This window comes from Luteibacter jiangsuensis, from assembly GCF_011742555.1.
In the GTDB taxonomy this organism is placed as follows: Bacteria; Pseudomonadota; Gammaproteobacteria; order Xanthomonadales; family Rhodanobacteraceae; genus Luteibacter; species Luteibacter jiangsuensis.
The window spans coordinates 16668-31870 of record NZ_JAAQQR010000008.1 but is presented as its reverse complement, the minus strand read 5'-3'; the positions used below and the strand labels follow the sequence as shown (position 1 = coordinate 31870).

The following is a 15203-nucleotide window of genomic DNA, read 5'->3' as shown; positions in this document are numbered from 1 at the left end:
CGCCAGCTCCGAGGCATGGCCTCAAAACATGTCGCGCGCAGGGCGCGCTCCTACGGTGCGACGTGGTTGCGCCGCGGCGATTCAATCCGGCGTCACCGTCGGATCGCCCGTGTCCACTACGGCGATGCGTTCCTCGAACTCGCGCGCGGTCATCGGCTTGCCGAACAGGAATCCCTGCATCTGCGAGCAGCCGGCAGAGCCGAGGAAGGTGGCTTGCTCCATGCTTTCCACCCCTTCGGCAAGCACCTGCTTGTTCATGCCCTTGCCCAGGCCGACGATGGCGCCGACGATGGCGGCGCTGTCGTTGTCCCACGCCACGTCGCGTATGAAGGCGCGGTCGATCTTGAGGATGTCGACCGGGAAGTGCTTGAGGTACGCGAGGCTGCAATATCCGGTGCCGAAGTCGTCCAGGCTGAGCGCCACGCCGAGCGACTTGATCTTGCGCAGCAGTTCGGCGATGTGGTCGCCGCCTTCCATCACCGTGCGTTCCGTGACTTCCAGTTCGAGCAGGGTGGGATGCAGGCCGGTGTCCGCGAGTACGGCGCGCAGCGACTCGAAGAAGCGCGTGTGCTGGAATTGCAGCGCCGAGACGTTCACCGACACGGACAGTGGCCGGTATAGTCGCGTCCAGGCCTCCGCCTGGCGGCATGCCTCGCGCAAGGCCCACTCGCCGATCGGCACGATGAGGCCGCAGTCTTCGGCCACGGGAATGAACTGCTCGGGCGAGTAGACGTCTTCGCCGTCCATCTGCCAGCGCAGCAGGGCCTCCGCGCCGATGATGGTGCCGAGTTCCACGTCCACCTTGGGCTGGTAGTGCAGGCTGAGTTCGTTGCGGGCGAGGGCCTTGCGCAGTTCCACCTCGATGCGCACGCGCGCGGTGTTGCGCTCGTTCATCGTGGGATTGAAGAAGCGATAGCCGTTGCGCCCCTGCATCTTCGCTTCGTACATGGCGGTGTCGGCGTTGCGCAACAGCGACTCGGCGTCCTCCGCATCGTCGGGATACACGCTGATGCCGATGCTGAAGCTGATGGCGAGCGCCGAGGTGTCCAGGCCCAGGCCGAACGCCTGCCCGCAGGCGGACAGCACTTTCTCCGCCACCACGCTGGCATCGCCGGGGCTCTCGATCTGCGGCAGCAGCACCACGAACTCGTCGCCGCCGAGGCGGCTCACGGTGTCGTCGGTGCGCACGGCCCCACGGATACGCCGGGCCACTTCCTGGAGAAGGCTGTCGCCCGCGGCGTGGCCGAGCGAGTCGTTGATCTGCTTGAAGTGGTCGACGTCGACGAACAGCAGCGCCACGCGCTGGTTGCGGCGCGCCGCCGCGGTCACCGCGAATTCCATGCGCGAGGTGAGCAGGGCGCGGTTCGGCAGGCCGGTGAGCGTGTCGTGGTGCGCGAGATGGGCCATTTTCAAGGCCAGCGCACGGGTTTCGCTCACGTCGTGGAACACCACCACGCCGCCCACCACATTGCCCGCATGGTCGTGGATGGGGGCCGCCGAGTCCTCGATCGGGCTGTCGAAGCCATTGCGATGCACGAGGATGGCATCGGTGGTGAGCCCTACGATGCTGTTCTTGCTGACGGCCATGATCAGCGGATTCGGAATCGGCCGGCGCGTGAGCGGATCGCGCAGCTGGAAGATATCGTCCATGGGCCGGCCCACGGCCTCGTGGCTGGACCATCCCGTCATGGCCTCGGCGATGGGATTGAGCGAGGTGACGATGAGCTGGGTGTCGGTGGTGATGACGGCGTCGCCGATGGATTTCAGCGTGACCTCGGCGAGTTCCCGCTCGCGGAAGAGGGCGTCTTCGAACGCCTTGCGTTCACTGATGTCCTGCACCTGCGAAATGAAATACAGCGGCCCGCCGATTTCGTCGCGCACCAGGGAGACGCTGAGCTGCACGTGCACCACGTGGCCGTCGCGGTGCAGGTAGCGTTTTTCCATCTGGTAGGAGAGGCGGTCGCCGGAGAGCAGTTTTTCCACGTGCCCCAGGTCGGCGGCGAGGTCGTCGGGATGGGTGACGTCCTGGAACGACGTGCGCATGAGCGCCTGCTCGTCGTAACCCAGCATGGCGCACAGGGCCTGGTTCACCTGCAACCAGCGACCGTCGGGCAGCACCAGCGCCATGCCGATCGCGGCGTAACGGAACGCCTGCGCGAAGCGCCGCTCGCTCTCCCGCAGGCGTGCCTCGAGCACCTGCCGGCTGGAAATGTCGGCAAGGAGGATGGCCACGCCGCGCACGTTGCCGTCACGGTCCACGTCGGGCGAGAAGGTGGCCTGCGCATAGTGGTCGCCGGCGCCGTTGCGGATGGCGCGATCGGCCACCATCGCCGTGCCGCCGAGGGCGGCGCGGATGTCGGGTTCGATGAGCGCGCACAGAGCGGGATCGATCACCTCGGCGACGGGCCGCCCGACTACGTCGATGTGGCCGACATTCATCCACGCGAGGTACGCGGGGCTGGCATAGCGATAGCGCATCGCCGTGTCGACGTACGCGATCATGGCCGGCGTGCGCTCCAGGAGGTACGCGGACCAGTCCGAGGATGAGTCGCTGACGGGTGGAATCGATGAGCGCATGGAGGAACCGGGATAACGTCGGTTCACTCTACGGTCTTGGTTTCCTCTCGTATATCGGACGATTCGTCAAAAAAGAGCCTCAATGCAGCGCGGGCGCCGGGGCCGACAGGGCACCGTCGGCGTCCAGCAGCATCCGGCCCAGCGCGTGAACCTCGTGGGCGGCGCCATAGCCCTTGGCCAGCGCGTCGAGCAGGGGCGCGAGCGCGTCGGGTGCCAGCGGATACCCGTGGGCCAGCACCCTGGCCTTGCCCGGCGTGGGCTGGGCGACAGTGATGGCGGCCATGCCCAGCCCGGCGGCCTCATGGGCGTAAAGGGCCGGCGGGGGCAGCGCCGGGTCCGCCGTCGCGATGGGCTCGACGAGGTAGCCCGCCGTTTGCGCCGATTCGCCTTCGATGTGAAGGGGGACGTGGTGTGCGGCGAGCAGGGCGGCGTACTGGCGGAGTTCGAACAGCGTACCGGCGAATTCGTGAGCGGCGTTGGCGCCCTTGTTGCCGGCGCGCGCGAACCACGCGGACGGCCCCGGCACCCCGACGCGCCCCTCCGCATAGTGCAAGGGCAGCCCGCGCGAACCCAGGGCCGTCTCCTCCTTGTAGGGTGTGAGCAGCGCGGCCTCCAGCACGGTCCAGAGGGGGGCCAGGTTCACGTGCTCGTATTGCACGCAGGTCAGCGCCAGCAGGTCGTTGCGGCTGAGATACCTCGCATGTTCCAGGCGCATGCCCAGGGTGCGCATGAGGTAATCCGCGGTGGCCGTGCCGGCCTCGCCCCGTCCGACCAGTTCCACTTCCATGGCGGCCGCGATGTCCTCCGCCTGGCTGGCGGGTGCCAGCACCATCCAGGGTACGAGCCGCATCGGGCCCCCGGCATAGGCGGGATCGGGCACCAGCGGCTGCGCGGGCATGTGGCCCTCGTGGGTGCCGAAGGCGACCACGCCGCCGGCGTCGGTCACGCGGGGGATCCGCCGCGCCAGTTCTTCCAGCGTGGCAAACACCGGAAAGCCGGGGCGGAGCAGCTCCACGCCGTCGAACAGGGCACCGGCGATGGCCAGGCGCGAGGTCTCGATGCCGGGCAGCAGGGCGCGCAGGTCGTCGGCCACCAGGGAGGCCAGCACGCGGGCCTCGTCCCGGGTGAGCTCGAGCCGGTCGGGCGCGCCGTCCCCGGCCAGTTCCAGCGCCAGTACGGCGGGGCAGGCGATCAGCGACTCGTTCACGGCAGGTTTTTCCGAACGGCAAAGGAACGCAATTCTATCATTCGGCCGGATCGGGCTTTCACCGGGAAGGGATGCGGGTTAGCCTTGCCGATACGCGTTCGTCGGCGATCGTCGGCATCCGCGACCTCTTCTTCGCACTCGGCTGCCCCTGGGGCATCCCCTCGGTCTGGACAGTTTCTCAAGCATGGATAAGACGCAAAAGCGTGTGGGTGTGATCGGCGGCGTCCGCATCCCCTTCTGCCGCAACAACACGGCCTACGCCGATGTCGGCAACTTCGGCATGTCGGTGAAGGTGCTCGGGGCACTGGTGGAAAAGTTCGGACTGCATGGTGCCGAGCTGGGCGAGGTCGCCATGGGCGCCGTCATCCGCCATTCCTCGGACTGGAACCTGGCGCGCGAGGCGGTGCTGTCCTCGGGGCTGGCACCTACCACGCCCGGCATCACCACGGCCCGGGCGTGCGGCACCTCCCTCGACAACGCCATCCTCATCGCCAGCAGGATCGCCACCGGCCAGATGGAAGCCGGTATCGCGGGCGGTTCCGACACCACCAGCGACGTACCCATCGTCTACGGGCAGAAGCTGCGCAAGCGGCTGCTGGCCATGAACCGTGCGAAGACGGTGAAGGAGAAGTTCCAGGCCGCCACCCGGGGCTTCTCGTTCAAGGAGCTGAAGCCGTCGTTCCCGGGTGTGGCCGAGCCGCGCACGGGCAAGTCCATGGGCGACCACTGCGAGCTCATGGCCAAGGAGTGGAAGATCGGCCGCGTGGAGCAGGACGAACTGGCCCTGGCCAGCCACCGGAAGCTCGCCGCTGCGTACGACGCCGGTTTCTTCGCCGACCTGGTGGTGCCTTTCCGCGGCTTGAAGCGCGACGGTTTCCTCCGTCCGGACACCACGCTGGAAAAACTGGCGGCGCTGAAGCCCGCCTTCGACAAGACTTCCGGTCAGGGCACGCTCACCGCCGGCAATTCCACGGGCCTTTCGGACGGCGCCGCCGCCGTGCTGCTGGCCAGCGAGGAATGGGCCGCGGCGCGCGGTCTGCCCATCCAGGCCTACCTCACGCACGCGCAGGTGGCCGCGGTCGACTTCGTGCATGGCGAAGGCCTGCTCATGGCCCCGACCGTCGCGGTGCCTCGCATGCTGAAACAGGCGGGCCTCACGCTGCAGGATTTCGACTTCTACGAGATCCACGAAGCCTTCGCCGCGCAGGTGCTCTGCACGCTGCGGGCCTGGGAAAGCGAAGACTACTGCCGCCAGCGGCTGGGCCTGGACGCTCCGCTGGGTTCGATCGACCCGGCCAGGCTCAACGTCAACGGTTCCAGTCTCGCGTCCGGTCACCCGTTCGCGGCCACCGGTGCGCGTATCGTGGCCACCCTGGCGAAGATGCTGGAGCAGAAGGGTTCCGGCCGCGGCCTGATCTCCATCTGCACGGCGGGCGGCATGGGCGTCACGGCCATCCTCGAACGCCCCTGATGAAGGAAGGAAACGGCGACGCGCTCGCGTCGCCTTCGCCCTGTCTACCGATGCTCGCCCTACGTACCAGCACCTCCCTCAGCGCTCTGGCATTGCTCGTCGGCATTGCCGGCACGAGCTGGCTCACTGCACTCACCTACGAGCGCGCGCCGAAGACGCGCAGTCTCGCCGAGGTCACGCTGCCCACGGCGGCGCCTGCCATGGTGTCGAGAACGGTGTCCCAGGTGGCGCCTGCCGCGACGCGTCCGGCCGCGGTTGCCCCGCCGTCCGTACGGCCCGCCCCTCAGCGGTCCGCCTCCGTAGTGCCGCCCTCGGCGCGCATGGTCGGCGCGGCCCGTGCTCCGGCGCCGGAACCGCTGGTGCCGGTATACATGCCGTCGCCCCGTTATCCGATGTCCGCGCTGCGAGCGCATCGCGAGGGAAAGGTGGTACTCCATGTGACGGTCACACCCGAAGGCGACGTCACCGGGGTCGCCGTTGGCCGTTCCAGTGGCGACGAGTCCCTTGATCGCGCCGCGCAGGAAGCGGTGCGAGACTGGCGCTTCGCCGCCGCCGACCGCCCCGATCGTTACACGGCCGAATTGCCCGTTACCTTCGAACTGACGCGGTAAGCGTGCGCGGCGCGTTCAGAGGATGCCGGCCGCCGAGCTGCCGAAGGCCGTGATCATCCGCGTGTAGATCAGCTTGAGGGACACATCCACTTCGGGGAAGTCGCCCACGGGCTCGTAGCATTCGAAGAAGCGAGGGTCCTTCCAGCGCATCGGGACGCAGCCCGGCTTGAGGTCGTAACTGGTGGCATAACGGAACGGCCACAGGTCGAAGAAGGGCAGTCGTTCCGACACGTCCCCGATGAACTCGTTGATCGACGACAACACCGGTATCTTCTTCTGCCGGGGCGCGATCGTCCACGCGTTGCCGGGTTCCGTGTCCTGCAGGATCGAATCGCGCAGCCTGTCGGCGAAGCGCTTGTCGTAGATGATCACGCCGGACTCGGTGTTGTAGTGGTCGGAACGTGGATCGAAATTGTGCGTGCCCACCATGGCGAAGGTGTCGTCGACGACGATGGATTTCGCATGCAGCCCGAACCGTACGCCCGCCGTCAGCAGCGGTGCGGGGCGGTTGCGCGGGCCGCGGCTGGCGCGACTGCCGATACCGAGGAGGCTGGACGATTCCGAAGGCGCGAACCGTTCCGAGGTGGCGCCGCGCCCATGGCGCCGTGCCCGGCCGCCGCTGCTTGAAGCGCTTCCCGGCGCTCCGGCAACGGTTCCGTCCACCGGCGGCGTATCGACGGCGTTCGTGCGGCCTTCCAGGGCGTCGGGGTCCGCATTGAACGGGTGCGGCTTCAGTTCGTAGATCTCGAATCCGTAATCGGTGAGGTAGCGCTTGCGATGCTTGTACGACAGCGCATACACGGCGAACGCGTCGGTGGATGCCAGTGAGTTCGTCGACACCACCACGCGCGGCGGGTCCGCGCGACGCCCCAATGCGCTGAATATTTTCTTCGCCGGTTTGCTCATGACGAGGTAGGGCGTTTGCAGCACGATCTCGCTTTTCGCGTCGCGCACCAGCCCCATGATGTGGCGGGTAAGCGCTCGTGCTTCCCGGCGCTTCGGTTCGTCGGTCTTGCCGGGCAGGTCCGAGAGGTATTCCACGCGGTTCATGCGCAGGGTGTTGCGCGTGATGTGCTGTTCGACCCATGCGGGGTCGAGCGCGTCGGACACCAGGGCGGCGACACGGTCGGGTTTGTCGTAAGTGGGTGGATTCCAGTGGCGCGGGTCGTCGGTGTCGGCCAGCAGTTCGCGGTTCACATCGCGCAGGTGAGTGAGCGGTGCCGATCGCTTGTGCGTCCAGAACTGTTCGAAGCTGGCGCCCATCTCGGCGGCGGCCGGACCGCCCACCATCACGTCGCGGTCGATATAGTCGAAGGCGTCGTCCCAGTCGAAATACCGGTCTTCGTAGTTCCGCCCACCGGTGATGCCCACGAGGTCGTCCACCACCAGCAGTTTGTTGTGCATGCGCTGGTTGAATTTGTAGAAACAGCAGAGGATGCCGGCGGCGAATTCCAGCGGCGGCGTGCGTGCGGCGTGGAACGTGGGGTTGTATAGCCGGATCTCCATGCGGTCGCTGGCGCGGGCCAGCGCCGCGAGCAGGCCTGGATCGCGGAAGGAGAACAGCTGGTCGGCCAGGATGCGAACGTGGACGCCGCGGCGGGCCGCGCGTACCAGTTCATCCAGCACCAGTTTGCCGGCGTCGTCCTGTTCCCAGATGTAGGTCTGTACGTCGATGCTCTTGCGGGCCGCGCGGATCAGGTTGATGCGTGCGGCAAGCGCGGTTTCACCGTCTTCCAGCAACGTGGCCACGTGCACCGGCTTCGCCGCCGTGGAGGCGGCATCGGCTTCCAGCGCGGCGTCGATCAAGGGGGAGGGTGTCGCGCAATGGCTCGCATCGACGGGGTCGCAGGTGTCCTGCCGGTCCACGGTGAGGGTGACCACCGCGTCGGCCTTGCGGATTCGCTCCGGGGATAACGAACATCCGCCCGCGGCAAGCGTGGCGGCAAGGAGCAGGAGCGTGAGTAGGCGGCGCATCCCGCGGATGATAGGGGAGGAGTAGCAACGCGACGTGAGTTCGCGCGCCGCCGCGCCTTGTCAGGGGTGGGTCAGCACGATGGCCATGCCCAGGTTGACCCGGTCCGAGAGGGCGCCCCGGCGTCCTCGCATCTCGAAGTCAGTCCGGTCGATCATGCCCTTCAATTGCAGCACGCATCCGGCCAGGCTGGCCGGGGGGCAATGGTTGGCCTGCAGATGGAACGTCACCGGCTGGGTCACCCCCCTCAGGGTGAGCAGGCCCTGCACGTCGCCGCCTTCGCTCAGCAGTTGCAAGGGCACGGGGAAGGATTCGAAGTGGATCTGCGGGTAGCGGCTGGCGTCGAAGAACTCGGGCGCCAGCAGCCAGCGGCGCAGGCGCGCCGATTCCATGCGGACACTCTCGGTGTCGATGTCGGCGCTGACGATGGCGCTGTGCCGGGCCGGATCGATGGCCAGTTCCCCGCGGATGCCTTCGAAGCTGCCCGTGACCGTGCTGACCCAGAGCAGCCGCACGCTGAATTCGGCGCGCGAGTGAACCGGGTCGATGCGCAGGTCGGCGGCAGAGAGGGGCGCCGCCGCGAGAAGCGCGACGATCGCCGACAGCAGGTGACGCATTCGGGCGTGCTCAGTTCGGTGGGGACCAGAAAACCTTGAGTTTGCCCATGCCGGGTTCGAGCTTGCCGTCGAACTGGATACGCGCGATGCCCGCTGGGGGCATGCCGCGGTAGTCCTCGGAGCGCCCTTCGACGAGGAACGCCACCAGTTGTTCGATACCGGGGTTGTGACCGACCAGGACCACGCCGTCCGCGTCCCAGTTCTTGTCGAGGATGTCGTAAAGCTCGCCCACGGTGGCGTCGTAGATACCGTCTTCCAACTGCCATTCGACCTCGCCGAGGGCGAGTTCGGCGGTTTCCGTCGTCCGTTTGGAGGGGGAGCAGAGAATGCGCGTGTACGAGATGCCTTGCTGCGAGAGCCATTCGCCGGCGGCGCGGGCTTCCCGGCGTCCGTGTTCGGTCAGGCTTCGCTCGCGGTCGTCCTTGCCGTCCTTGCCGTGCGGCGTGGCCTCGGCGTGGCGTAACAGGATGAGTTCGTGCATGGGTACCGTCTCTTCCGCAAGGCCACCTTCGGTGGCGTGATCGATGACGCGGCCCCTTGGCTGCTAGGTGCTGCGCTTGATCCAGCGCAGCAGTTTCGCCCAATCGTCCTGGTGGCCGCGCACGTTTTCCGAGTGGTAATCGAAGATGCCCTTACCGAGCGCCGTGAGCAAGACGTACGCTTGCGAGTCGCGAAGTTCCGCAACCACAGGAAAAGGCGCCCGTTCGCCCAGTTCGGCGAGGGCGGCCTGGCTTGCGTTTGTCCACGGTTTGAGTCGGTTGCCCACGAGACCGACGGGCAGCTTGCCGCGTTTCACGCGGCTGAAGCCCTTGAGCACCTTCAGGAAATCCAGCGTGGCGTCCAGGTCGAAATGCGAGGGAAGCACGGGCACGACGATGACGTCGGCACGTTCGAGGTAGGGTTCGAGGTCTTTCTCGTCCACGCCCGCGGGCGTGTCGACGATCACCCTTTCGACGTCCTCCGGCAGGCGGTCGAAGGCGCGGCGGCTGCCTTCGATGGCGACGATGGAGGGCGCGTTCTCCGGCCGGCGGCCGACCCAGCGCAGGCTCGAGTGCTGACGGTCCGCATCGATCACGGCCGTTTTCTTACCCGCCTGGGCCCAATGGGTGGCAAGTTGCGTGACCAGCGTGGTCTTCCCGCAACCGCCCTTGCTGCTTGCCACGAGCGTCGTAAGCATTCGCGCGCACCTGCCTTGGGAGAGCCCTAGCCTACACACCCCCGATGCTTACGGCCAAGCCTGCGGCTCAGAAGAGCTTGGTGCGCACCTTGGGCATGATCACCAGGATGAGCGTGGCGATGGGGCCGAGAACCAGCGAAAGGAGCCACCAGGCCAGGCCACTGCGGTTCTTGCCCTGGGCCAGGCCGGCGTTGATCAACGAGAGCGTGCCCCAGCCGACGAAGAAGCCGGCGCGTTCGCTGGCGAAGATGGCGAATTGGTCCACGGTAAACTCCTGTTCTGTCGCAGGATTGGTGGCCCCCGGCGCATGATGCAACAGGGAAAGCAGACGTCGATGGTAGCGACTTCGGCGGCGAACGTCGCCCCGCTTTGCGCAGCTTCCATTCATGGTCGGGCCGTATCCTTGTCGTTTTATTTCACGGAGATGGCCCATGCGCGGACGTCGCATCGCGGTGATGGCCCTTGCGGGTCTGCTGTCCTTGCCCGCCCTGGCCGACGGCCCGTGGCCCGGTGCCGCCAAGGGCCCGGCCAAGGGTCCGGTCGTACAGAAGGATCAGACCAAGGCCCTGCTGCAGTTCCAGAAGGACCTTGCCAGCGTGCTGGCCCTACGCACCGAGGCCGAGCCCCTGCTGGGCGCCGCGTTGCTTGCTCGCCCGTTGGCCAACCCGCCCGAGGTCCTGAGCTACCACTCGCTTCTGGAGCGCGCGTCGAGGAATGCCGACGCCGGCCCGCGAGTGACGTGGGCGCGGCTCGCCGACTGCGATGCCAAGGGCGGCACCTGCCCCAATGCGGAAGCGCTGGCGCAGCTGGAAAAGCAGGCGCCCGACAACGCGGCGGTCTGGCTGCTGAAGCTGGGCATGGACGACCATGAGAACGCCGGAGATGCCGTGCGCGCCGACCTGGGGCGCGCCGCGAACGCCAGGCTCTATGACGATTACCTGGGCGCGAGCCTGAAGGCACTCGCCAATTCGGTGAGCCAGCTGCCTCCCCCTGCGGACACCTTCAACGCCTTGCAGGGCTCGGGCGCCGCCGGCGTGCAGATGGTGATCGTGTTCGGCCTGGCCAGCGCCCAGCCGGTGCCCGGTTTCCAGGCCACGGCGAAGTACTGCGAAGACAACAAGGCCGACGCGGGCGTTGCCGGCGACTGCCTGAAGCTGGCCAAGGTGCTGGAATGGGGCAGCAGTCCCCTCGGCCGTTCGCTTGGCCTGCACTTGCGCGAAACGCTCTCCCCCAATGAAGCCGATCAGCAGGATGCCAGGCATGCCCGGCTCAACCTGATCTGGCAGATGCAGCGCTTCGCGCAGCTCAACATGCAGGCCCAGGGCGACAAGGCCACGGCGCAGAAGCTGCTGGCACTTGCCCGCAGTGGCGGCACGGAAATGAGCGTGATCCTGGCCGCGCTGCGCGCCTACGGCATTCCGCCGGAAGCGCCTGCCGGCTGGGAGCCGGCGAAGGTCGAGAAATAAACTGTGTGGGAGCCGCTTCAGCGGCGATGGGTGCTCGCGGCAGGTTTGCCCGCTGCCGCGGGATCGCCGCTGAAGCGGCTCCCACAGGACTGCATTATTCGCCCAGCTGCTCGCGCATGAATTCCGGCTGCGCCAGCGCGCCCTTGTGCACGTCGGCGTTGTAGTACTTCGTGGCGAAGCCCTTGCTGATCGCACCGCGCTCGCGGAAGCCGGAGAGATCGCCGTCCTTGCGGGCCATGGTGCAGCTCCACCAGCCGGTGGGATAGCACGGCTGCGGGAACGGAAGCGTGCGCACGGCCTTGAAGCCGGAGGTGCGCATGGCCGCACGCATGGCCTTGATCAGTTCGATATGGGCCAGCGGCGATTCGGACTGCTGCACGAGGATGCCGCCGTGGCGGAGCGCCTTGTAGCAGCTGGCATAAAACGCGGCATTGAACAGGCCTTCGGCCGGGCCGACGGGGTCGGTGGAATCGACGATGATGAGGTCGATCGACTCCGGCTCGGCTTCCGCCATGTACTTGATGCCGTCGATGAAGAGCAGCTCGGCGCGCGGGTCGCCGTTGGCGTCGCACAGCTCCGGGAAATACTGCTCGGCCAGGCGGGTGACGCGCTCGTCGATCTCCACCTGGGTGGCCTTCTCCACTTCCTCGTGCTTCAGCACTTCGCGCAGGGTGCCGCAGTCGCCGCCGCCGATGATGACGACGCGCTTGGCCCGGGCGTGGGTGAACAGCGCGGGGTGGGTCATCATCTCGTGGTACAGGAAGTTGTCGCGGCTGGTGAGCATGACGCAGCCGTCGATCACCATGAGGTTGCCCCAGTCGGTGGTCTGGTAGATCTCGATGGTCTGGAAGGGGGTCTTCTCGGCGTGCAACAGGCGCTCGACGCGGAAACCGATGGAGGAGCCCGATGCCTGGTGGGCTTCGGTGAACCAGCTGAGCTGCTGCTGCGACATGACGCTTTCCTGAAGACGGGTAGGGGGCTAAACGGTGGATTGTACCGCCACGGGCCGGAAAGCGGCCAAGTCCTTGCGGCCGTTGGAAAGTAGGGCGGCGCCGACCCGGACCGGCCGATACCCGGATGTCATGAGGCGCCGCTACAATAGCCGGTCTGCCGCCGCCCGCCGGGTCGCGCAGAACTGTCTGGTCGGCCCCGCGGCGTGCGAGGCTCCCGGCCGCCAGGCCCGCTTCAGGTCAAGGTTCGCCGCTGCGACTGTTCCGCGCCCCCCCTCTTCCGGGGGACTCGACACAATCAAATGGAGATCGTCACCCCCATGACGAACTGGACCACCGATCGCGCGAAGCTGACCTACGCGATTCCGCACTGGAGCAACGGCTACGTCGACGTCGCCGGCACCGGCCACCTGCTGATCCGCCCCCGCGGCGATGAGGGCCCGGCCCTCGACCTGCCGGCGATCGTCGACAAGGCCACCGCCGAGGGCTTGCGCCTGCCGCTCCTCGTGCGCTTTCCCGACATCCTGGCCGACCGTCTCGCTCACTTACAGCGGGCCTTTGGCAAGGCCATCGCCGATGCGAACTATGCCGGCACGTATACCGCCATCTATCCCATCAAGGTGAACCAGCAGCGCGGCGTCGTCAGCGAGCTGGTCGCGGCGGGCGACAAAGGCTTCGGCCTCGAAGCCGGTTCCAAGCCGGAACTGATGGCCGTGCTCGCCCAGGCGCGCCCGGGCAGCATGGTCGTGTGCAACGGTTACAAGGACCGCGAATACGTGCGGCTGGCCCTCATCGGCCTGAAGCTCGGCCTGCGCGTGCACATCGTCATCGAGAAACTTTCGGAGCTCGACCACGTCTTCGCCGAAGCGAAGGCACTGGGCGTCGAGCCGCTGCTGGGCGTGCGCGTGCGCCTCGCCTCCATCGGCGCCGGCAAGTGGCAGAACACCGGTGGCGACAAGGGCAAGTTCGGCCTGAGCCCCGGCCAGGTGCTGGAACTGATCGAGCGGCTCGATGCCGCGGGCCTCAAGCACACGCTTCGCCTGCAGCACTTCCACATGGGTTCGCAGATATCGAACGTGCGCGACATCGCGGCCGGCATGCGCGAAGCCGTGCGCTATTTCGTCGAACTGCATCGCCTAGGCGTGCCCATCGACGTGGTGGATGTGGGCGGCGGCCTCGGTGTGGATTACGAGGGCACGCGCTCGCGCAGCTACAACTCGATCAACTACAGCCTCGAGCAGTACGCGGCCAGCATCGTGCAACCGCTGGCCGAGGCGGTGGCCGAGCACGGTATGGCGGCACCGGTGATCTTCACCGAGTCGGGTCGCGCGATGACGGCCCACCACGCGGTGATGGTCGTGAACGTGAGCGAAGTGGAACCCGTGCCGGAAGGTGCCATTCCCCCCGAGCGTGACGGCGAACCGGCCGTGCTCAGGCATCTGCGCGAAACCCACGCCGAGCTGGGCCACCGCCCGCCCCTGGAACTCTTCCATGAGGCGCAGCACCACTTCGCGGAAGGCCAGGCACTGTACGCGCTGGGCCAGCTCGACCTGCGCGACCGCGCGAAGCTCGACGAACTGTTCTACGCCATTGCGAATGCGGTGCGGCCGCGCCTGCTGCCGGCCGAGCGCGCGCATCGCCAGGCCCTGGACGACCTGGACGAGAAGCTGGTCGACAAGTACTTCGTGAATTTCTCGGTCTTCGAATCGGTGCCGGACATCTGGGCGATCGACCAGATCTTCCCCATCGTGCCCATTGCACGCCTGGACGAGGAGCCGCTGCGGCGAGGCGTGATCGCGGATCTCACCTGCGATTCGGATGGCCGTATCGACCACTACGTGGACGCCGAAGGCGTCGACGTCAGCCTGCCGCTGCACGGCCTTAAGGACGGCGAGTCTTACCGGCTCGGCATCTTCATGGTCGGGGCGTACCAGGAAACGCTGGGCGACATCCACAACCTGTTCGGCGACACCGACGCGGTGAACGTGCGGGCCACGAAGGACGGCTACGAGTTCGCGCACATCCGCCGGGGCGACACCACCGACCTGATGCTCGATTACGTCGGCTACGACCTCAAGGCCCTGCGCCAGTCCTACACCGATCGCCTCGCCGCCGCGGGCGTGACCGGTGCGGAGGCGGAAACCCTCGCCGCGACGCTGGACAAGGGCTTGACGGGTTACACCTATCTCGCGGAAACCGCAGGCAGCTGAATCCGCGCACGGCGCGGCACCGGCCGCGCCGAGCTTTCCCCACGCCAGGAACGAACATGAGTCTGAAAGCAGCTTTCATCGGATTGGGCGCGATGGGTGCGCCCATGGCCGGCCACCTTCATGCCAAGGGGCTTCTCGCGGCCGTGGGCAATCGCACGCAGGCGAAAGCCGACGCCCTGGCCGCCGAATGGGGCGTGGCCGCGCCGGACATGGCCGGCATGGGCGCGTCCTGCGACGTTATCGCACTGTGCGTGAGCGCGGACGCCGACGTGATCGGCGTGGTCGAGGCGCTGCTGCCATCCCTGAAGAAGGGCGCGATCGTGGTGGATCATTCCACTGTGGCGCCCGCCACTGCGAAGAAAGCGGCACTCATGCTTGCCGAGGTGGGCGTCGATTTCCTCGATGCGCCGGTATCGGGCGGCGTCGAAGGAGCGAAGAACGGCAAGCTGTCGGTGATGGTGGGCGGCGACGCCGCGGTGCTCGAGCGCGCGCGTCCGGTGCTCGAAGCGTATGCCGCTCGCGTCACGCACATGGGCGGTGTGGGCAGCGGCCAGGCGACGAAGGCCGTCAACCAGGTGCTGGTCGCGGGCATCGCTCAGGCGGTGACGGAAGGGCTGGCGCTCGGCGAATCGCTGGGCCTCGAGGCGGAGCGTCTGCTGCCGACGCTCGCGGCCGGGGCGGCCGGCAACTGGTTCCTCGACAAGCGCGGCGCCACCATGCTGCGCAACGAATTCTCGGTGGGCTTCAAGCTGGCCCTGCTGCACAAGGATCTCGGCATCGTGCGCGGCATCGCCACCGAGGCAGGCACGGATCGCACCATCATCGAACGGTCCCTGGCGGACTTCGGCGAACTGATGTCGCGAGGCTACGGCGACGATGACATCTCGGCGCTGATCAGGTTGAAGCGCCGCTCGTGAGTCGTCCCTGCGAACGCAGGGACCCAGG

General features: G+C 67.2%; 13 protein-coding genes. 5 read left to right on the top strand and 8 right to left on the bottom strand.

Going from position 1 to position 15203, the window contains the following annotated elements:
• Positions 1–81: 81 nt before the first annotated feature.
• A complete protein-coding gene (locus HBF26_RS19795; protein ID WP_167128545.1) occupies positions 82–2577 on the bottom strand; it encodes a GGDEF and EAL domain-containing protein in 2496 nt (831 codons plus the stop codon).
• Between the two features lie 79 nt (positions 2578–2656).
• Entirely contained in the window at positions 2657–3784 is a 1128-nt protein-coding gene (locus tag HBF26_RS15670) for a hypothetical protein (protein WP_167128543.1), read from the bottom strand.
• Between the two features lie 184 nt (positions 3785–3968).
• On the opposite strand from HBF26_RS15670, the gene HBF26_RS15665 reads away from it, so the two are divergent.
• Both HBF26_RS15665 and HBF26_RS15660 read left to right on the top strand, forming a co-directional pair.
• Positions 3969–5255: an acetyl-CoA C-acetyltransferase gene (locus tag HBF26_RS15665; protein WP_167128540.1), complete on the top strand. Its 1287-nt coding sequence runs from the start codon at positions 3969–3971 to the stop codon at positions 5253–5255.
• The gene (locus HBF26_RS15660) at positions 5255–5866 is read left to right on the top strand and encodes an energy transducer TonB (RefSeq protein WP_167128538.1); all 612 of its coding nucleotides are present in this window, start codon (positions 5255–5257) and stop codon (positions 5864–5866) included. Before HBF26_RS15665 ends, HBF26_RS15660 begins: the two co-directional genes overlap by 1 nt.
• A 15-nt stretch (positions 5867–5881) precedes the next feature.
• On the opposite strand, the gene HBF26_RS15655 is transcribed toward HBF26_RS15660, so the two are convergent.
• The 5 genes from HBF26_RS15655 to HBF26_RS15635 all read right to left on the bottom strand — a co-directional run bounded on the left by HBF26_RS15655 (position 5882) and on the right by HBF26_RS15635 (position 9897).
• The gene (locus tag HBF26_RS15655) at positions 5882–7840 is read right to left on the bottom strand and encodes a phospholipase D family protein (protein ID WP_167128535.1); all 1959 of its coding nucleotides are present in this window, start codon (positions 7838–7840) and stop codon (positions 5882–5884) included.
• Positions 7841–7900: 60 nt separating this feature from the next.
• Complete coding sequence (locus HBF26_RS15650; RefSeq protein ID WP_167128532.1) at positions 7901–8455, bottom strand: YceI family protein; 555 nt, start codon at positions 8453–8455, stop codon at positions 7901–7903.
• A 10-nt stretch (positions 8456–8465) separates the two neighbouring features.
• Positions 8466–8936, bottom strand: a complete 471-nt coding sequence (locus tag HBF26_RS15645; RefSeq protein ID WP_167128529.1) for a SixA phosphatase family protein — start codon at positions 8934–8936, stop codon at positions 8466–8468.
• Positions 8937–8999: 63 nt separating this feature from the next.
• Positions 9000–9632 carry a nucleotide-binding protein gene (locus tag HBF26_RS15640; protein ID WP_167128527.1) on the bottom strand — a complete coding sequence of 211 codons (633 nt, stop codon included), beginning with the start codon at positions 9630–9632 and terminating at the stop codon, positions 9000–9002.
• A gap of 67 nt (positions 9633–9699) precedes the next feature.
• Positions 9700–9897 (bottom strand): antitermination protein NusB, encoded by a 198-nt coding sequence (locus HBF26_RS15635; RefSeq protein WP_193569940.1) that lies wholly within the window; start codon positions 9895–9897, stop codon positions 9700–9702.
• 166 nt (positions 9898–10063) lie between these two features.
• Between HBF26_RS15635 and HBF26_RS15630 the strand changes: the two genes are divergently transcribed.
• Positions 10064–11098, top strand: coding sequence for a hypothetical protein (locus HBF26_RS15630; protein ID WP_167128524.1), 1035 nt, complete (start codon positions 10064–10066; stop codon positions 11096–11098).
• Positions 11099–11192: 94 nt separating this feature from the next.
• On the opposite strand, the gene speE is transcribed toward HBF26_RS15630, so the two are convergent.
• Positions 11193–12050 (bottom strand): polyamine aminopropyltransferase, encoded by an 858-nt coding sequence (speE, locus tag HBF26_RS15625; RefSeq protein ID WP_167030033.1) that lies wholly within the window; start codon positions 12048–12050, stop codon positions 11193–11195.
• 318 nt (positions 12051–12368) lie between these two features.
• Between speE and speA the strand changes: the two genes are divergently transcribed.
• Positions 12369–14258, top strand: coding sequence for an arginine decarboxylase (speA, locus tag HBF26_RS15620; RefSeq protein ID WP_167128521.1), 1890 nt, complete (start codon positions 12369–12371; stop codon positions 14256–14258).
• A 56-nt stretch (positions 14259–14314) separates the two neighbouring features.
• The gene (locus tag HBF26_RS15615) at positions 14315–15175 is read left to right on the top strand and encodes an NAD(P)-dependent oxidoreductase (protein ID WP_167128518.1); all 861 of its coding nucleotides are present in this window, start codon (positions 14315–14317) and stop codon (positions 15173–15175) included.
• The last annotated feature ends 28 nt before the right edge of the window (positions 15176–15203 follow it).

Bases quoted from the DNA above. Each gene is read 5' to 3' on its own strand.
- HBF26_RS19795 (WP_167128545.1), bottom strand. From the start codon at position 2,577: ATGCGCTCATCGATTCCACCCGTCAGCGACTCATCCTCGGACTGGTCC.
- HBF26_RS15665 (WP_167128540.1), top strand. From the start codon at position 3,969: ATGGATAAGACGCAAAAGCGTGTGGGTGTGATCGGCGGCGTCCGCATC.
- HBF26_RS15660 (WP_167128538.1), top strand. From the start codon at position 5,255: ATGAAGGAAGGAAACGGCGACGCGCTCGCGTCGCCTTCGCCCTGTCTA.
- HBF26_RS15655 (WP_167128535.1), bottom strand. From the start codon at position 7,840: ATGCGCCGCCTACTCACGCTCCTGCTCCTTGCCGCCACGCTTGCCGCG.
- HBF26_RS15650 (WP_167128532.1), bottom strand. From the start codon at position 8,455: ATGCGTCACCTGCTGTCGGCGATCGTCGCGCTTCTCGCGGCGGCGCCC.
- HBF26_RS15645 (WP_167128529.1), bottom strand. From the start codon at position 8,936: ATGCACGAACTCATCCTGTTACGCCACGCCGAGGCCACGCCGCACGGC.
- HBF26_RS15640 (WP_167128527.1), bottom strand. From the start codon at position 9,632: ATGCTTACGACGCTCGTGGCAAGCAGCAAGGGCGGTTGCGGGAAGACC.
- HBF26_RS15630 (WP_167128524.1), top strand. From the start codon at position 10,064: ATGCGCGGACGTCGCATCGCGGTGATGGCCCTTGCGGGTCTGCTGTCC.
- speE (WP_167030033.1), bottom strand. From the start codon at position 12,050: ATGTCGCAGCAGCAGCTCAGCTGGTTCACCGAAGCCCACCAGGCATCG.
- speA (WP_167128521.1), top strand. From the start codon at position 12,369: ATGACGAACTGGACCACCGATCGCGCGAAGCTGACCTACGCGATTCCG.
- HBF26_RS15615 (WP_167128518.1), top strand. From the start codon at position 14,315: ATGAGTCTGAAAGCAGCTTTCATCGGATTGGGCGCGATGGGTGCGCCC.